The sequence below is a fragment of the Priestia abyssalis genome, from assembly GCF_002019595.1.
Classification (GTDB): Bacteria; Bacillota; Bacilli; order Bacillales; family Bacillaceae_H; genus Bacillus_BA; species Bacillus_BA abyssalis.
Genome location: NZ_KV917369.1, coordinates 5,298,523 through 5,315,285, shown reverse-complemented (window position 1 = coordinate 5,315,285; position 16,763 = coordinate 5,298,523). Strand labels below are relative to the sequence as shown.

The window sequence follows — 16,763 nt, the reverse complement described above, 5'->3', positions numbered from 1 at the left end:
AAGGAGAGAGGGAAAAGCCATGAAAGCAATACCGAAAACGAGTGTACACGCTTTTTTATCTAACTTAATTGATTATGCAGGGCTGTTCCCGCCTGCGAGTCTGCCGCTGGAGCCGGCGATTCGTAACTATGCTGCTTACCGGGCCGACAAGGATGCATGGATGCTCGGACGTTTCATCATTCCGGCGGTACAGTTGGAGGAACTTGCTCCATATGTATCCATGTTTTCAAGTGAGCAGCCTCTGATTATCTCAGTTTTAGGGGGCCGGAGCGATAATGCGGAAGCTTGTCAAAACGGGCTGCGGATGGATTTGGAGAAAGTCGTATCTTTCTGTCGTGACTATGGGGATGCTGTGGGGGCGGAAGTGTTTGAACTGCCGCTTCCTCCAGTTCAGTCTGACGGCGATTTGTTAGAGGTTATTGCGAGGGAGACAGCCGAGCACGGTTTACACACTTTTTGTGAGGTAACTGTACCTTTAAATGAAGACTGGGAGCACCATATGTTCGGAGCTCTCGACGCTATTGCGACGCATAATGCAAGGGGCGGGCCAAAGCTTGGTGTTAAGCTGCGCACAGGCGGAGTGACGGCTGACGCATTTCCGACAGTGGAGCAGGTGGCCGCCGTACTTGTTGGCTGCCGTGACCGCGGCATTACATTAAAGTTTACTGCCGGGCTGCACCATCCTATTCGGATGCACCGTAGGGAAATTGATGCACGTATGCATGGTTTTCTCAATGTTTTTTCCGCGGGGATGCTGGCACATACTCATCACCTGAATGTGTTGGAGGCAGTAGAAATTCTCGCTGATGAGGAGCCTTCCAGCTTTTTTTTCACTGCTGAAGGGTTAGCATGGCGCAATTTAACAATCCCTGCTTCTAAAATTGTGCAGCTGCGCGAAAAAGTTTTATGTTCCTATGGTAGCTGCAGTTTTGATGAACCGCGTGATGACTTACAGACATTAGGGATTTATCCCGGCTCTAACGGGCAGTAAAACCCTATAACATAGAGGAGGACTTCAGATGATTCGTTCGTTTATAGAAGTGGGATCTGAATCCCACTTTCCTATTCAAAACTTGCCTTATGGCGTATTCCGCCCTCGAAGCGGGGGCGCGCCCCGCATTGGCGTTGCCATTGGTGATTACATATTGGACCTTGCATTGCTGGACGATGCCGGGCATTTTAACATGACTGGCGCGGCTGGGACGGGAGTTTTTAACCAGCCTTCTCTGAATGCATTCATGGCTCTTGGAAAAAAGGTATGGCAAGAGGTACGGGCACAAATCCAGCGCTTGCTGAGTGAAGATGAACCGACATTAAGAGATAACGCTTCTCTTCGTAACGCTGCACTGCTGGAACAACAGGATGCAGAGATGTTTTTGCCTGCTCAAATCGGTGACTATACGGACTTCTATGCCTCAAAGGAGCATGCAACGAATGTGGGCATTATGTTTCGCGGAAAAGAAAACGCACTTATGCCAAACTGGACTCATTTACCAGTCGGATATCACGGCCGGGCCAGTTCGGTCGTTCTCAGCGGCACTGACGTAAGACGACCGCAAGGACAGATGAAGCCCCCAAATGCCGAGGCACCTTTATTTGGACCATGCCGCCAACTCGACTTTGAGCTGGAGCTGGGCTGGTTTATTGGCCCGGGCAATAAGCTGGGTCAACAAATTCCGGTCGAGAATGCCGAGGAGCACATCTTCGGACTTGTATTAGTCAACGACTGGAGTGCCCGCGATATCCAGGCATGGGAATACCAGCCGCTTGGACCGTTTCTAGGCAAAAACTTCGCTACCTCCATTTCTCCATGGGTTATCCCGCTTGAGGCACTGGAGCCGTTCCGTGCAGCTGGTCCGAAGCAAGACCCTGAGCCGCTTCCTTATTTGCAGACAGCTGGAGAGCGTGCCTTTGATATCCACTTAGAAGTATACCTGCAAGGAGAAGAGATGAATAAGCGGCATTGTATTGCAACCAGCAACTTCCGCTATCTCTACTGGAGCATGGCTCAGCAGATTGCACATCATACGGTGGGTGGCTGTAATTTACGTCCGGGCGACCTGCTTGCCTCGGGAACGATTAGCGGGCCGGAGAAAGAGACACGGGGCAGCTTATTAGAGCTGACATGGCGCGGGACCGAACCGATTAGTCTGAACGATGGAGAACAGCGTGTGTGGTTAGAGGACGGAGATGAGTTGACGATTACCGGCTGGTGCCAGGGTGACGGCTATCGAATCGGATTCGGGGAAGTGACAGGCCGCGTGCTGCCGGCACTTGGATAAGACCAAAATGCGGCTCGTAGCCAGCTTGCGGGTATGAGACGGGTAGCATAAAGAAGCCTTCTGGTTTCTGTCGAAAGACTGTCCATATTCCGTAACGAAATTATATAAAACAGGGTGGGGAAATTATGGAAACACTCCAACATAACATCACTGCAAGAAAAGAACTCGAAGGCCTTGGTGTTTATAAACCGGGAAAGCCGATTGAAGAAGTACAGCGAGAGCTTGGGCTTAATCGTATTATCAAACTTGCTTCGAATGAAAATCCATTAGGTTATTCCCTTGTGGCAAAAGATGCCATAATGAGTGAGATGGAAAAGCTTGCATTTTACCCGGAAGGAACAGCGCCTGTATTGGCGGAAAAATTGGCTGAACAACTAGAGGTCAGCCCAGAGCAAATCATTATAGGGAACGGTTCAGACGAACTTCTTCGTTTGCTGACACGCAGTTACATTCGCTCTGGAGATGAAGCGATCATGGCCGATGTGACATTCCCTCGTTACGAAACGAATGTAAAAATCGAAGGGGGCAATCCGATTATGGTGCCGCTTCTCGATGGAGTGCATGATCTTGAAGGTATGCTCGCTGCCATTACCGATCAAACACGCATGATTTTTGTGTGCAATCCGAACAATCCGACGGGAACGATTGTTGGCAAGATGGAGCTGAAATCGTTTATCAACCAGGTGCCTGACCATATTTTGCTTGTAATCGATGAGGCCTATTTTGAATATGTGACAGAGGACGATTATTTGAACACAGTGCCGCTTGTCCAGTCTCATCCGAATTTGATCGTGCTGCGCACCTTCTCAAAAATTTACGGCCTGGCTGCTCTTCGTATCGGGTATGGCGTCATGCATCCGGACTTTGTAAAGGAACTCATGAAAGTAAAGGAGCCGTTCAATACGAACCGGATGGCGCAAGCTGCTGCCGCTGCTTCTTTAGAGGATTCCAACTTTATTGAAAAATGCAAACGGGAAAATGATGAAGGCCGACAATACATTTCGACGGAAATCGAGAAGATGGGACTCAGCTGCTTCCCGTCACAAGGGAATTTTGTGATGGTGAAACTAAATCAATCGGGAGACGCTGTGTTTCAGGCGCTTCTTCATAAAGGAATCATTGTTCGATCGGGAAGCGTACTCGGTCTTCCGGAAACAATCCGTGTATCGGTCGGAACAAAAGAAGAAAACGAAGCGTTCATTCAAGCATTTCGTGAAGTAGTGGAATAAAGTAAAACCTCTATTAGTGGGAGATCCCCCGCTGATGGTCAGGTAAACGAATGAGGTTCTTATGGACGGTTATCTCCCGTTTGAAGAAACGGGGGCTGCCGTCTGTAAGAGCGGGATAAGAAGGGGGAAACATTTATGCCGCATTATGTAAAAATGGGGAACATTCCGGCTAAACGCCATACGCAATTCCGTAAAGAAGATGGGGGCTTATATTACGAACAGCTCATGGGAACGAAAGGGTTTTCCAGCATTCAATCGCTCATTTATCACATCAATCCGCCAACAAGGGTGAAAGAAGCGAAAAAAATTAAAGAGATTCGCTATCAGTTTGAGGAAAAGGATGCCCTTAAACATCGTCATTTCCGTACATGGAACACGGAAGCGGGGGGAGATTTCCTCGAAGCGAGAAAAATTTTCATGGGCAACGATGATTTGGCAATTGGGGTTGCCCGTCCAACGCAGCAGATGTCGTATTTTTACCGAAACGGGGAAGGCGATGAAATGCTGTACGTGCATGAAGGGAAAGGGAAAATTGAAAGCATCTTTGGTGAGCTTTCCTTCTTTCCAGGTGATTATTTAGTCATTCCGATCGGTACGACATATCGTGTGGTGTTAGAGACGGAAGAAGCACGTTTTCTGATTGTAGAATCGAACTCAGCGATTATGCCGCCAAAGCGCTACCGCAATGAGCACGGTCAGCTTCTTGAGCATTCACCGTATTGTGAGCGAGATTTCCGAACGCCGGAAAAATTGGAACCGAAAGATGAAAAAGGGGAATTTGAAGTTCGTGTGCGCGCACAAGGGATGTTGACTTCTTATTTGTTCGATTTTCATCCGCTTGATGCTGTTGGCTGGGATGGCTATTTATTCCCATATGCGTTCAGTATCCATGATTTCGAGCCGATTACCGGCCGGATTCATCAGCCGCCTCCAGTCCATCAAACGTTTGAAGCACATAACTATGTTGTTTGTTCGTTTGTACCGCGCTTGTATGATTATCATCCAGAAGCGATTCCGGCTCCTTATGTGCACAGTAATGTTGAGAGTGATGAAGTTCTTTACTATGCGGATGGTGATTTTATGAGCCGCCGCGGAATTGAAGAAGGATCGATCACGCTTCATCCAAGCGGACTGCCGCACGGTCCTCACCCGGGGAAAATGGAAGAAAGCATCGGGAAAAAAGAGACGCGAGAGCTGGCTGTTATGATTGATACGTTCCGCCCGCTTTATATCGTGAAGCAGGCACATCAGTATGAGGATCCTTCCTATATGTACAGCTGGTATGATGAAAAGTAAAGAGGAGCATGCCGCCATGAAAATTGAACCCGGTACATTGCCTTGGAGTGAAGCGTATAAATTGATGACGGGCGCGATTCAGCCGCGCCCGATCGCTTTTGTTTCGACAATCAACGAAGAGGGCCAAGCAAACCTTGCGCCGTTCAGCTTTTTTACTGCTATTTGCGCGGACCCGATGATGATTTGTTTTTCCCCAATGAGAAAGGGAACGGACGGCGGCAAGAAAGATACACTGAGCAATATTGAAAAGACGCGTGAATTTGTCGTGAATATTGTTGGCGAAAAGATTGTCAACCAAATGAATGAATGTGCAATTGAATTCAGTCCGGAAGTGGATGAATTTGAAGAGACCGGCTTAACAAAAGCGGTGAGTGAAATCGTAAAGCCGCCCCGTGTGGAAGAAAGCGATGTGCAGCTTGAATGTGTCCTTCATGATATATTGCACTTTGGCGATAAGCCGGGTGCGGGAAGCCTTATCATTGGACAGGTCGTGAACATCCATGTGAAAGATGAATTATATCATAACGGGAAGATTGATACAGAAAAGCTTCAGCCAATCGGACGGTTAGCAGGGCCACTGTACACAAGAGCAACTGCTGATACGTTTACTTTAAAAAGAAAAACGCAAACCATGAAATAATCATTCCATTTTGAGGGGAGCACGTGCATGGATTTATTTCGTAAAAAATCAATTTCTCATATGCTGGCCAATGGGCAAAAAACAGACCAGTCATTAAATAAAGTGCTTGGTGCCAAGGATTTAACCATGTTAGGTATTGGCTGTATTATTGGTACGGGAATTTTCGTTTTGACAGGAGTGGCTGCTGCAGAACATGCGGGACCGGCCCTCGTTCTTTCCTTTATCCTTTCCGGGCTTGCCTGTGTATTCGCAGCGCTTTGCTATTCGGAATTCGCTTCTTCGATCCCAGTTTCTGGCAGCGCTTACACGTACAGTTATGTGACCTTTGGTGAAATGATGGCCTGGATTCTTGGCTGGGCATTGCTGCTTGAATACGGGTTGGCGGCTTCGGCGGTCGCCAGCGGCTGGTCCGGCTATTTTCAAGGATTGCTCAGCGGTTTTGGGATAACATTGCCGAAAGCTATTACAAGTGCCTACGACCCGGCGAACGGAACCTTTATCGACGTGCCGGCCATTACCGCTGTCTTGCTCATTACCTTCTTGCTTTCCCGCGGGCTGCGTGAGTCCACACGAGTCAATAATATCATGGTGATCATTAAAATTGCGGTTGTATTGTTATTTATTGTCGTTGGAGTTTGGTATGTTAAGCCAGGCAACTGGACACCGTTTATGCCGTTTGGCTTCTCTGGGATTACGGCTGGTGCCGCTTCTGTCTTTTTCGCCTATCTTGGTTTTGACTCAGTAGCGTCTGCAGCAGAGGAAGTAAAAAATCCGCAGCGAAACATGCCCATTGGAATTATTTCATCACTTGCGATTTGTACGGCCTTATATATTGTGGTTTCCTTAATTTTGACAGGTATCGTACCATTTACGGAATTAAATGTAAAAAATCCGGTGGCCTTTGCGTTAAGCTATATTCATCACGATTGGGTGGCAGGCTTTATTTCGGTCGGTGCTCTGACTGGAATTACAACGGTTCTGCTTGTGCTTTTGTATGCCCAAACTCGCTTATTTTTTGCGATGAGCCGGGATGGACTGCTGCCTAAGGCCATGTCCAAAGTCAATACGGTAAAGAAAACGCCGATCATCAATACGTGGATTACCGGTATTTTAGTCGCTGTATTCGGAGGGCTCATTCCATTACATAAGCTGGCCGAACTCGTGAACATTGGAACGCTTTTTGCGTACATTGTTGTTTCAATCGGCGTCCTTGTTTTACGGAAAACGCAGCCTAATTTACCGCGTGCTTTTAAAGTGCCGCTTGTACCGTTAGTCCCAATTTTGGCGGTCTTGTTTTGCGGCTACCTCGTCATCAACCTCCCGGTGTCAACATGGATTGGGTTTGGTGTTTGGTTAGCCATTGGACTAGCTGTCTATTTTATATATGGTTATAAAAACAGTGAGCTCGGAAAGGGAAGTAACAACTTAGATGATGAGGAAGATATAGATAAAAGGGAAATCCTCTAGAGCATAAAGAAAGGAGCATGGATCAAGAACATCCATGTTCCTTTCTTTATGTGGAGTCCTATCCCCATTGTTTTGATAGTTCTACTCTCTCCTTCTTTGAATAACCAGCAATGTATGTATATAAGGAAAATTGGAAAAGATAGAAATAGAGATTGATTGATAAGAAGAGGAGAGAGAAACATGCAGGCACTAGTCTTAAAGCGGTATTATCTTAATGAAATCGAGAGGATTCGTATGGAAAATGTAATAGTAGATTGGATCCCGGGTACGAACCGATTGGTAGTGGAATTAGAAGATCGCGAGTTAGAAGAATTGTACAAGGAATGTGTAAAAGAACAATCCATGCTATAAAGCATTGAACATGGGTAAAGAGCACCCATGTTCAATGCTTTACGCATAAGCGGCTGTCAATCCCCCTTGCGGGTTTCTTGTTAGCCGCTTATGCGAGACATTTTGTGAGCTTACTCAGGATGTCAGAACGGGCGTAAATAATGAAAGTTAACATGATTTGAATAGGTTAATCTCCATAAAAAATCCTTCCTTGCTATCGAAGAAGCAAAATGATTGTCTCTATTTATTTTTATCTGTTATGCTAAATGTGGTAAAAACCTACAAGGAGTGATGAAATGCGGTTTGCAGTTATGGATCAGCGGCTTGTACCGGAGTCTTTTGCAACATCTGGTATAGATCTTCACCCGGTTTCCTCTATTGACGATTGGTCCACCCCAATACTTAACCCCTCTTTCTCTTATTCTTCTGATTTACAGCTTCTCTTGGACGGAAAAGAACTTCTTCTTGAGGATAGTCCCGTCTCTTTATCTCTTATTCACGAACACTATGAAAATGGCTATGTATCGTATGAAAAAGGAATCGAAAAAAAGAAGCAGTATTGCTGCCGGCGGTGCGGAAACGAGCAGCAAAATCGGTTTGCCTCTTTTCATTGTACCCGCTGTCATCAAATGTGCACGTATTGCCGTGCGTGCATTGTGATGGGAAGAGTGAGCGAATGCTCGCCGCTTCTTCATTGGAATGGCCCTTCTTCTCCTTTTCTACCCCCTCATCATATCCTCCACTGGAATGGAACCCTTTCACCTGCTCAACAGCAAGCAGCAGACGCAGTCGTTCAAGCGATTCAACGTGAACGGGAGCTTTTAGTGTGGGCCGTTTGCGGAGTCGGGAAGACGGAAGTGCTGTTTCCGGGCATTGAGTCTGCTCTCGCTTCCCGAAAAACGGTCTGCATCGCGACACCGAGGACCGATGTGGTGTTAGAGCTAAAGCCGCGTCTCCAGCAGGCATTTGCCGATATTGAGGTCATCGCATTATATGGCGGCAGTGAAGACCGGGGAAAACAGGCGCCGCTGACTATCGCCACGACCCATCAGCTGCTTCGTTATTATAAAGCGTTTGATGTCATCATTATTGATGAAGTAGACGCCTTTCCTTACTCCGTTGAACCAATGTTGCAATATGCCGTTCAAAAAGCGAAACGGGACGATGCAGCGGTCATTTATTTAACCGCGACTCCAAACCGAATATGGCAGAAGGAAGTAAAAACGGGAAAGAGAGACGCGGTGACGATTCCAGCTCGCTATCATCGTCATCCGCTGCCTGTCCCGCGTTTTGAGTGGTGCGGCAATTGGCGAAAGAGTTTGAAGCGGAAGAAGCTGCCGGTAAATGTCCACCGGTGGATCGCCAAACATCTTCAGGAAGGAAAGCAAGCGTTCCTGTTCATTCCTCGCATTGAGTTAATCGAAGAGGTGGTCAATCTTTTGAAAAAGCTCGATCACCGAATAGAGGGGGTGCATGCGGAGGATCCGGATCGGAAAGAGAAGGTGATGAGATTCCGGCAAGGGGAGACGCCGCTCTTGGTGACGACAACGATTTTGGAGCGGGGAGTGACCGTCCCCAATATTGATGTGGCCGTCATAGGAGCAGAAGATGGCATTTTTACAGAAAGCGCCCTCGTGCAAATTTCCGGACGGGTTGGACGGAGCGCACAGTTTCCAACCGGTGATCTCGTCCTTTTTCATTTTGGGAAAACGAGAAACATGCTGCTGGCGAAGAAGCAAATCGAGCAAATGAATATAGAAGCAAGACAAAAAGGAATGATTGACGGATGAGTGAGCATTGCTTGATTTGCGACCAAGTATTAAATGAGAGTTTAACATGGACGACCTTGCTTTTTCCACAAGAGAAATCACCATTATGTGAAAAGTGCGAAGAAAAATTCCAATGGATACAAGGAGATATATGTGAGGTTTGCGGACGGGAAATGGAAGGGGTGGAAGAACAATACCGTCAAGGAGAACGGTGCCTTGATTGCGTTAAATGGGAAGAGAATTCGGACTGGGGGAGAATTTTTCGGCAAAATCGCTCCCTTTACGTTTATAACGATTGGATGAAAGAAGTGATTGCGTTATACAAGTTCCGCGGCGACTATCAATTGGCAGACATTTTTCGAAGGAAATGGCAAAAGGCATATCGAATATATTATCCACAATATGAAGTAATCGTGCCCATTCCGCTTAGTGAGGAACGTTTATATGAAAGAGGGTTCAATCAATCTGCTGTTCTCGCCGGGCTGCTGCAAAAGCCGGTACAGGATCTAATGGCCCGTCATCACCATGAAAAGCAATCGAAAAAGACGAAAAAAGAGCGATTGAAAAAAGAGCAAGTGTTTTTCTTAAAAGAGGACGCCGATTTACATGGGAAAAAGGTGTTGCTAATCGACGATATTTACACGACGGGAACGACACTGCACCATGCGGCTAAGGTTTTGAAAGAAGCGGGAGCGGAAGTAGTGTCTTCTTTGACACTTGCAAGGGGATAGAAGAAAATCACCCATTGATCTAAAAAAATTCACAAATTGGGCGATATAATAATACAGATGAATGAAGCGAAAAGGAGTTAAAAAAATGGATCAATTAGCCAATTGTCCGGAATGTGACGGACTTTATATAAGGAATGCCTTTCGTGATACTTGTGCAGCCTGTTATAAGAAAGAAGAGGAGTTATTGAATACCATTTACCAGTTTATTCGAAAGCGCCAAAATCGGATGGCGACAGTAGAGCAAGTGACCATTGCGACAGGCGTGTCGGAAAAACAAATTCAAAAATTCATCCAGCAAGGACGTTTGCGGGTCAGGGAGTTTCCGAATCTTGGTTATTCTTGCAGCGGCTGCGGAGCCCTTATTCAAGCGGGAAGCATGTGTGAAAATTGTCTTCGCGGCTTCGAACATGAGCTTCATGCCATCAAAGAAATGGAAGAACGGAGCAAGCAGGCTAATCAAGAAGGAAATTCTACTTATCGCGCCAAGAAGAGTATGTCTTAAAGGCATTGTTCAAAGTAAGGCTTTACTGAAGGGATATAACCCGCATCGAAAGTCCGGTATGATGAAAACCCATCATTTCGGACTTTTAGTCTATTTAAAGGGAAGAGAAAAAGGCATTAAAATAGGTGAATACGGGTAGGAAACGCTGGAAAATAAAGAGAAACTTATAGAAAAGAACTTTTTTTGGACATAAAATAACAACCATCAACGAATCGTATATATGACCTAGTGGGAGTTTAAAATATGAGATTAGTCACATCTTTTCCCCTGATGATAAACATTTTTCTTTTTTAGTCGATAATGATAGTAGGGAAAAGAAGCGGTAAAACCATTCAGAAAGGAGAAACCCATGAAAATTAACCAATTTGGAATGCCGGGAATGAATCCGTATAAGAAACAGATGGAAAAACAACAGCAACTGGAGAATGTAAACAAAAAGCAGGATAAAGTGGAAATTTCTTCTGCAGCAAAAGAAATGCAGCAAGCCAATCAGATTTCCAAAGAGCGCCAAATGAAAATCGATGCTCTCAAACAGCAAATTCAAAACGGCACGTATCAAGTAGACAAAGAAGCCACAGCAAAAGGCATTATTGACTTTTACTCTAAAAAATAATCAAAATGTGTGTTTGAAAAAAGAGGATAAAAGAGACCGGGAAGTTTAAGGGAGCACAACTTGAAGGAACGAAAAGGCAAGCTGATGCAGACATTCGACGGTCATTTTTTCCTGAAACTTTTTGAACAACCTCTAAAAGGAATGAATGAAGGTGCAGGCTCAAAAGCTAATAGACATTTTAAATAAGCAGTTGATCGCCAATAAAAGCTTATTGGCAGTGGCAGAGCAAAAGACAGAAGTGATTAAGCAGAATGATATTTCCGAGCTGAATGAAATCTTAAAATCCGAACAGAAGCACATCGCGCTCATCAACCAATTAGAAAGCCAGAGGAGAGCGGAGACGGTCCAGTTGTTAAGCGGTCAGCTTATGAGCGGACAAGAAGAGCCGGTGTTATCTGACGTGATGGCCGTTGTCAGCGGGTCAGTGCAAGAACAATTAAAAAGCTTGCAAAGAGAGCTTGTCACCTGCATTCAGCACTTGAAAGAGCGAAATGACCTCAACCAACAAATCCTCTATCAATCGATGCAGCTTGTCAATCTAACTCTAGATTTGATTCAGCCAAGACCGCAAACATTCAATTATGAACGTCCTCAGAAACAAACAAATGGAGCGAAAATCCGCTCCGTCTTCAATTCAAAGATTTAATCAAAGAACGTGTTTAAAAAGGAGGAAACAGCATCATGATCTCATCATTCTACGGTCTTGAAGTCGCGAAGCGGGCTATGGCAGCCCAGCAGGCGGGTCTTTATACAACGAGCAACAATATTGCTAATGCCAATACACAAGGGTACACAAGACAGCGTGTGAATTTAACTCAATCCTTATCTTATCCTGGAGTCGGAAGAAACCAGCCTAATCTTCCGGGACAGCTTGGATCAGGAGTGCAGGCCGGATCGATTCAGCGTGTTCGTGAAGAGTTTCTGGATGTTCAATACCGCAGTCAAAATAATACTCTCGGCTATTGGACATCTAAATCAGATGCTCTTGCGCAAATGGAAACGATTATGAACGAACCGAGCGATAGCGGCTTATCGGCGGCGATGGATCAGTTTTGGAAGTCGCTTCAAGATTTAAGTGCGAACCCGGAAGACGAGGGAGTGCGTGCGGTTGTGCGGGAGCGGGGAGAGGCCGTTGCGGAAACGTTTCGATATCTTCATGATGCTTTATCAAGTGCACAAACGAGTTTAGAAGACCAAAGGGATGCAGTGGTGAAGGACATCAATTCACTTGGAGAGCAGATTGCCGAGCTCAACAAGCAAATTGCGGAAATTGAACGCCAGGGACAATTGCCGAATGCTTTATATGATGAACGCGATCAATTAATCGATCAGCTGTCACAGTTTGTGGATATAAAAGTGGAAGCAGTCTCATCAGGAAGAACGGATCTCCCGACAGCAGCAGGCATTTACAATATTTCGATTGTAGACAGCGAGGGGAATGAATACTCTTTTGTAAACGGAAAAGACCACGCGGAAGTTTCTCTTCAGCCGAGAAGAGATGAAGACGGTGATGGAATCGGAGAAATTCCACCGGCATTGAAGATAGGGAGTCAGGAAATTTCATTAGAAAATCCTGCAAACGGCAATTTGCCATCCGGGAAGCTGCGTGGATTGATTGAAGCAGCGGGGAGTGAAGGGAAAGGCCTGTATCCGGAAATGATCAGCAGCCTGAATGAATTGGCCCGCTCATTTGCGGCTTCCTTTAATGATGTTCATACAGCCGGCTATGCTCTAGACAGCGATACGACCGGTATTTCCTTCTTTGAAGGAACAGACGCCGCTTCGATTAAAGTGTCGGGTATGATGGATGACTTAGCGAATATCGCGGCTTCAACGAAACCAAATGAGTCCGGAAACGGTGACAATGCAAAACAGTTAGCAAGCATTTTTCAAACGGTAAAGTCAAACTATCAAGGAATCATTGGAAAGCTCGGTACGGACGGCCAGCAGGCAGAACGCTTCAAAAACAATGCGGACATGCTGCTGCAATCAGCGGATGGAAGGCGCCAGTCGGTCAACTCCGTATCGCTTGATGAAGAAATGACGAACATGATCCAGTTCCAGCACGCGTACAACGCAGCGGCACGAATGATTACAGTGACAGACGAAATGCTCGATAAAATCATTAACGGTATGGGAATGGTCGGAAGGTAGGTGAATGAATGATGCGTATCACACAAGGAATGCTTTCAAACAATATGCTTCGCAACTTAAACCAAAGCTATTCAAAGCTGATTGATTATCAAAATCAAGTCTCAACAGGCAAGAAAATCACTCGTCCGTCCGACAACCCGACTGTTGCGGTACAAGCGATGGGATACAGAACGAACTTAACGGAAATCGAGCAGTTTAAAACGAATTTTTCAAAAGCGTACAGCTCCATCGATAATGCTGACACGGCACTCGATGATGCGACACAGGCATTGCAGCGCATTCGTGAATTGACCGTTCAGGCGAGTAACGATACGAACAATACAGAAAACCGTCAGGCGATTGAAAATGAGATTAACGAGTTAAAAGAGCATCTGATGGATATTGCCAATACGAAGGTTGGAGATCACTATATCTTCAACGGCGGCAATACAAAAACCGCTCCAGTGGCCGTTGTGGATGGAAAAACGGTCAATACCGGTACAGAAGGCGAACCAATTACAATTGAGCTCGCAAAAGGATTAAGCATGCCTGTCAGCATAAAGGGAAGCGAAGTGTTTAGCAACGACTTCTTCCAAAACATTGAAGAGCTGCAGGAGAAATTGAAAGCCGGCGTTTCAGGAGAAGAACTCAATACATACCTTGCCAAAATTGACGCTAACTCCGATGCGGTTTCAACAGCCCGCTCTGAATTAGGGGCGAAATATAATCGCATTGAAGTAATGGAAGCAAGAACCGATGAACAGGAAATCACCTTCAAACGCCTGCTATCTGACACGGAAGATGTAGAATTTGAAAAAGCGCTTATTGACTTACAAACACAAACATCTGTCCATCAAGCGGCGCTCGCGGTTGGCTCGAAGGTTATCCAGCCTACGTTGATGGACTTCCTAAGATGAATAAGGCAAAAGCTATCTATTGTTTAGATAGCTTTTTTCATAACTAATTTGATGGGGATGCAAAGTATACCTATCAAATTAGTCAAGACGTCTCTTGAGCTTTATGATATGGAACAATGAGATGAATTAAATAGACATAAACTAAGAAAAGTATAAAGAATGTAACAATATAGGTAGAGAAGAAATTTGAACAATAAGAGGTTGTGAGGAAATGAAAATTGAAACGAAATATCATGGACAAGTTGAGATTAATCAAGAAGATATTGTGACATTTGAGCAAGGGATTCCGGGGTTTGAGGAAGAACAGCAATTCATTATCTTATCACTGGATGAAGAAGGAACGTTCCAGATTTTACAGTCTATAAAAACTCCTAGGCTGGGATTTGTCATCACCAATCCATTTCCCTTTTTTAAAGAGTATGATTTTGTCATTGAGGAAAACTATATCGAACAGCTGGAGCTTGAATCGGCTGAACAAGCTGCAACTTATGTTATTTTAACAGTGGCCGAGAACTTCAATGAATCAACGGCTAATCTACAGGCACCTGTCATTATCAACTCGAAAAACAAAAAAGGAAAGCAAATCATTTTAACCGGCACAAGCTATCATACAAAACATCATCTATTTCAACAAACAGCTAAATAAGGAGGGAGGAAGGCATGCTCGTTCTTACAAGAAAACTAAAAGAATCAATTAAAATCGGCGATGATATCGAAATTACCGTATTATCCGTAAGCGGCGATCAAGTGAAAATCGGAATCAACGCTCCAAAATCAGTGGAGATTCATCGGATGGAGATTTATAACGAAATACAGAAGGCAAATGAAACGGCGTCGGATACGGTGAATAACCTGCTTGAAAAGCTGAAGAGCTGGAATACGAAGGGCTAAAAACTGCTTACCACGGCAGTTTTATTTTTTATAAAAAAACTTTCTCTTTCCTCTATAAACAAACTAAAACCACGGTCGATATAAAGAGTGTAACAATCATCTACATAAAAGGCGGCCGATTTTTAATAGGTGATTGAAAGAAATCCACAAGGACGTGGAGAGGAAATTCAAGGAGGAAAAGGAAATGATTATTAACCATAATATTTCGGCAATGAACACATACCGCCAGCTATCGACTAATACTAGTAACATGGCAAAATCGATGGAGAAATTATCTTCAGGTCTTCGCATCAATAAGGCTTCTGATGATGCTGCAGGTCTAGCAATCTCAGAAAAAATGCGTGCCCAGATTCGTGGTTTAGATCAAGCACAGCGCAATGCTCAAGATGGTATTTCCATGATCCAAACTGCAGAAGGTGCGATGGATACCCAGCACACTATCTTACAGCGTATGCGTGAGCTATCTGTTCAAGCAAGTAACAGTACGTCAACTGCGGAAGATAAAGCAAACATCCAGGAAGAAATGAATCAATTGATTGATGAAGTGGATCGTATTGCTAATTCAACTGAGTTTAACAACACTAAAATATTAAACGGTGATGTTTCTCAAACAGCTAAATCTGCATCTTTTTCGAATAGCACGACTAGCGCAGGAGTTTTAAATGTTTCTGCAGGTGCTACAGCTACAGCAGGTACAACAACAATTAACCTTGGTGCTGGTACCGTAGCTGCTGATACGGCAGCTGTATGGAAAGCCTCTATTGGTTTAGACGCAGACGCATCGGGTACTGCTGCTACAGGAAATACTTTAATGACTGATTTACATGATGCCGCAGGAAGCACTAGTCTTGGATTTAAAGTGGGGGATGAAATCACAATTTCCGGTGTAGTAGGCGGAGAAGTTAAGAATGCTACCTTTGTTGTTAAAGAAGATAGTAAGCTGGCTGACTTTATGTCTACAATCCAAAATACTTTAGGTGCTTCAAGTGTTGCAATGGGAGCTACTACTGTAACGGCAAATTCTGAAGGTCTTGATAATCTTGGTGCAACTTATACAGGAGCTGCTACCGATTTAGTTATTACAGGTCAAAAAGGTGCAGCTAATGATATTACTTCCTTAAGTATTACGGCTAAAACAAGTGATGGAATCGAAAAAACCGTTTTCAATCAAGCGATGAATGGTGGAGCAAATGGTGGGCTCGATCAACTTGGAGTAGCTGCTAATGCAGGTGACTATGTTGGACATGTAGATGTTGGAGATGGTGGAAATGCAAGTGCTGGGGATAGCACGGTCGCTGTTAGAGCTAATTCCATTATTCAAGCTTCTAATTTAAATATTGAGTTTAATTCAACAGGATTGACAGCTAGTGGTGTAGCGACAGTAACAGTAGGTTCTCAGGATAAATCAGCTCAGATTCAAATTGGTGCAAACGAAGGACAGGATTTAAAGGTTTCTATTAATGCAACAACAGCAGAAGCATTAGGATTAAGAAAAGATGGTGTAAATCTATCTGTAATGACGTCTCAATCTGCCCAAGAATCTATTACATCAATTAACGATGCAATTAATACTGTATCATCACAACGCGCAAAACTTGGTGCTTTACAAAACCGTCTAGAATATACAACTAATAGCCTTGCTTCAACATCTGAAAACATGACAGCAGCTGAATCTCGTATCCGTGACGTAGATATGGCTAAAGAAGTAATGCAAAACAGCAAGAATAATATTCTTGCTCAAGCAGCTCAATCTATGCTTGCACAAGCAAACCAACAGCCTCAGCAAGTATTACAGCTTCTTCGTTAATTTTTTTAGATTATACAAGAGGTCTTAGAATTTTCTAAGGCCTCTTTATTAGATAATAATAGTACAACTTTTGTTCTATTAAAGTATTAACGTCGGTAAATTTTGATTATTATTGAGCTTGGTGATTTATATAAATCAGACTTAATTCTTCGACAC

17 protein-coding genes are annotated in these 16,763 nt (G+C 44.5%); all 17 read left to right on the top strand.

The features are described 5' to 3' along the window. Positions 1-19 precede the first annotated feature (19 nt). Positions 20-991 (top strand): hypothetical protein, encoded by a 972-nt coding sequence (locus tag BK575_RS25555; protein WP_078414330.1) that lies wholly within the window; start codon positions 20-22, stop codon positions 989-991. A 28-nt stretch (positions 992-1,019) separates the two neighbouring features. Continuing rightward, positions 1,020-2,282, top strand: coding sequence for a fumarylacetoacetase (gene fahA, locus BK575_RS25550; protein WP_078414329.1), 1,263 nt, complete (start codon positions 1,020-1,022; stop codon positions 2,280-2,282). 125 nt (positions 2,283-2,407) lie between these two features. Next, entirely contained in the window at positions 2,408-3,511 is a 1,104-nt protein-coding gene (gene hisC, locus BK575_RS25545) for a histidinol-phosphate transaminase (RefSeq protein ID WP_078414328.1), read from the top strand. A gap of 135 nt (positions 3,512-3,646) precedes the next feature. Continuing rightward, the gene (locus BK575_RS25540; protein ID WP_078414327.1) at positions 3,647-4,807 is read left to right on the top strand and encodes a homogentisate 1,2-dioxygenase; all 1,161 of its coding nucleotides are present in this window, start codon (positions 3,647-3,649) and stop codon (positions 4,805-4,807) included. A gap of 16 nt (positions 4,808-4,823) precedes the next feature. Next, positions 4,824-5,447, top strand: a complete 624-nt coding sequence (locus tag BK575_RS25535) for a flavin reductase family protein (RefSeq protein ID WP_078414964.1) — start codon at positions 4,824-4,826, stop codon at positions 5,445-5,447. 27 nt (positions 5,448-5,474) lie between these two features. Further along, positions 5,475-6,914, top strand: coding sequence for an amino acid permease (locus tag BK575_RS25530; protein ID WP_078414326.1), 1,440 nt, complete (start codon positions 5,475-5,477; stop codon positions 6,912-6,914). Positions 6,915-7,094: 180 nt separating this feature from the next. After that, complete coding sequence (locus BK575_RS28825) at positions 7,095-7,265, top strand: hypothetical protein (RefSeq protein WP_169907983.1); 171 nt, start codon at positions 7,095-7,097, stop codon at positions 7,263-7,265. 275 nt (positions 7,266-7,540) lie between these two features. Next, positions 7,541-9,034 (top strand): ATP-dependent helicase ComFA, encoded by a 1,494-nt coding sequence (locus BK575_RS25525; protein WP_078414325.1) that lies wholly within the window; start codon positions 7,541-7,543, stop codon positions 9,032-9,034. After that, positions 9,031-9,744: a ComF family protein gene (locus BK575_RS25520; RefSeq protein ID WP_078414324.1), complete on the top strand. Its 714-nt coding sequence runs from the start codon at positions 9,031-9,033 to the stop codon at positions 9,742-9,744. The genes BK575_RS25525 and BK575_RS25520 overlap by 4 nt, the downstream gene beginning before the upstream one ends. A gap of 85 nt (positions 9,745-9,829) precedes the next feature. After that, a complete protein-coding gene (locus tag BK575_RS25515; protein WP_078414323.1) occupies positions 9,830-10,246 on the top strand; it encodes a TIGR03826 family flagellar region protein in 417 nt (138 codons plus the stop codon). A 349-nt stretch (positions 10,247-10,595) separates the two neighbouring features. Next, positions 10,596-10,859: a flagellar biosynthesis anti-sigma factor FlgM gene (flgM, locus tag BK575_RS25510; RefSeq protein WP_078414322.1), complete on the top strand. Its 264-nt coding sequence runs from the start codon at positions 10,596-10,598 to the stop codon at positions 10,857-10,859. Between the two features lie 151 nt (positions 10,860-11,010). Beyond that, on the top strand, positions 11,011-11,505 hold the full coding sequence (locus BK575_RS25505; protein WP_169907981.1) for a flagellar protein FlgN: 495 nt from the start codon (positions 11,011-11,013) through the stop codon (positions 11,503-11,505). Positions 11,506-11,540: 35 nt separating this feature from the next. Next, positions 11,541-13,013, top strand: coding sequence for a flagellar hook-associated protein FlgK (flgK, locus tag BK575_RS25500; RefSeq protein ID WP_078414320.1), 1,473 nt, complete (start codon positions 11,541-11,543; stop codon positions 13,011-13,013). Positions 13,014-13,021: 8 nt separating this feature from the next. Then, the gene (gene flgL / locus BK575_RS25495; protein ID WP_235867443.1) at positions 13,022-13,909 is read left to right on the top strand and encodes a flagellar hook-associated protein FlgL; all 888 of its coding nucleotides are present in this window, start codon (positions 13,022-13,024) and stop codon (positions 13,907-13,909) included. Positions 13,910-14,120: 211 nt separating this feature from the next. Next, positions 14,121-14,555, top strand: coding sequence for a flagellar assembly protein FliW (fliW, locus tag BK575_RS25490; protein ID WP_078414318.1), 435 nt, complete (start codon positions 14,121-14,123; stop codon positions 14,553-14,555). 14 nt (positions 14,556-14,569) lie between these two features. Further along, entirely contained in the window at positions 14,570-14,800 is a 231-nt protein-coding gene (gene csrA, locus BK575_RS25485) for a carbon storage regulator CsrA (RefSeq protein WP_078414317.1), read from the top strand. A 184-nt stretch (positions 14,801-14,984) separates the two neighbouring features. Next, a complete protein-coding gene (locus tag BK575_RS29530) occupies positions 14,985-16,607 on the top strand; it encodes a flagellin N-terminal helical domain-containing protein (RefSeq protein ID WP_078414316.1) in 1,623 nt (540 codons plus the stop codon). The last annotated feature ends 156 nt before the right edge of the window (positions 16,608-16,763 follow it).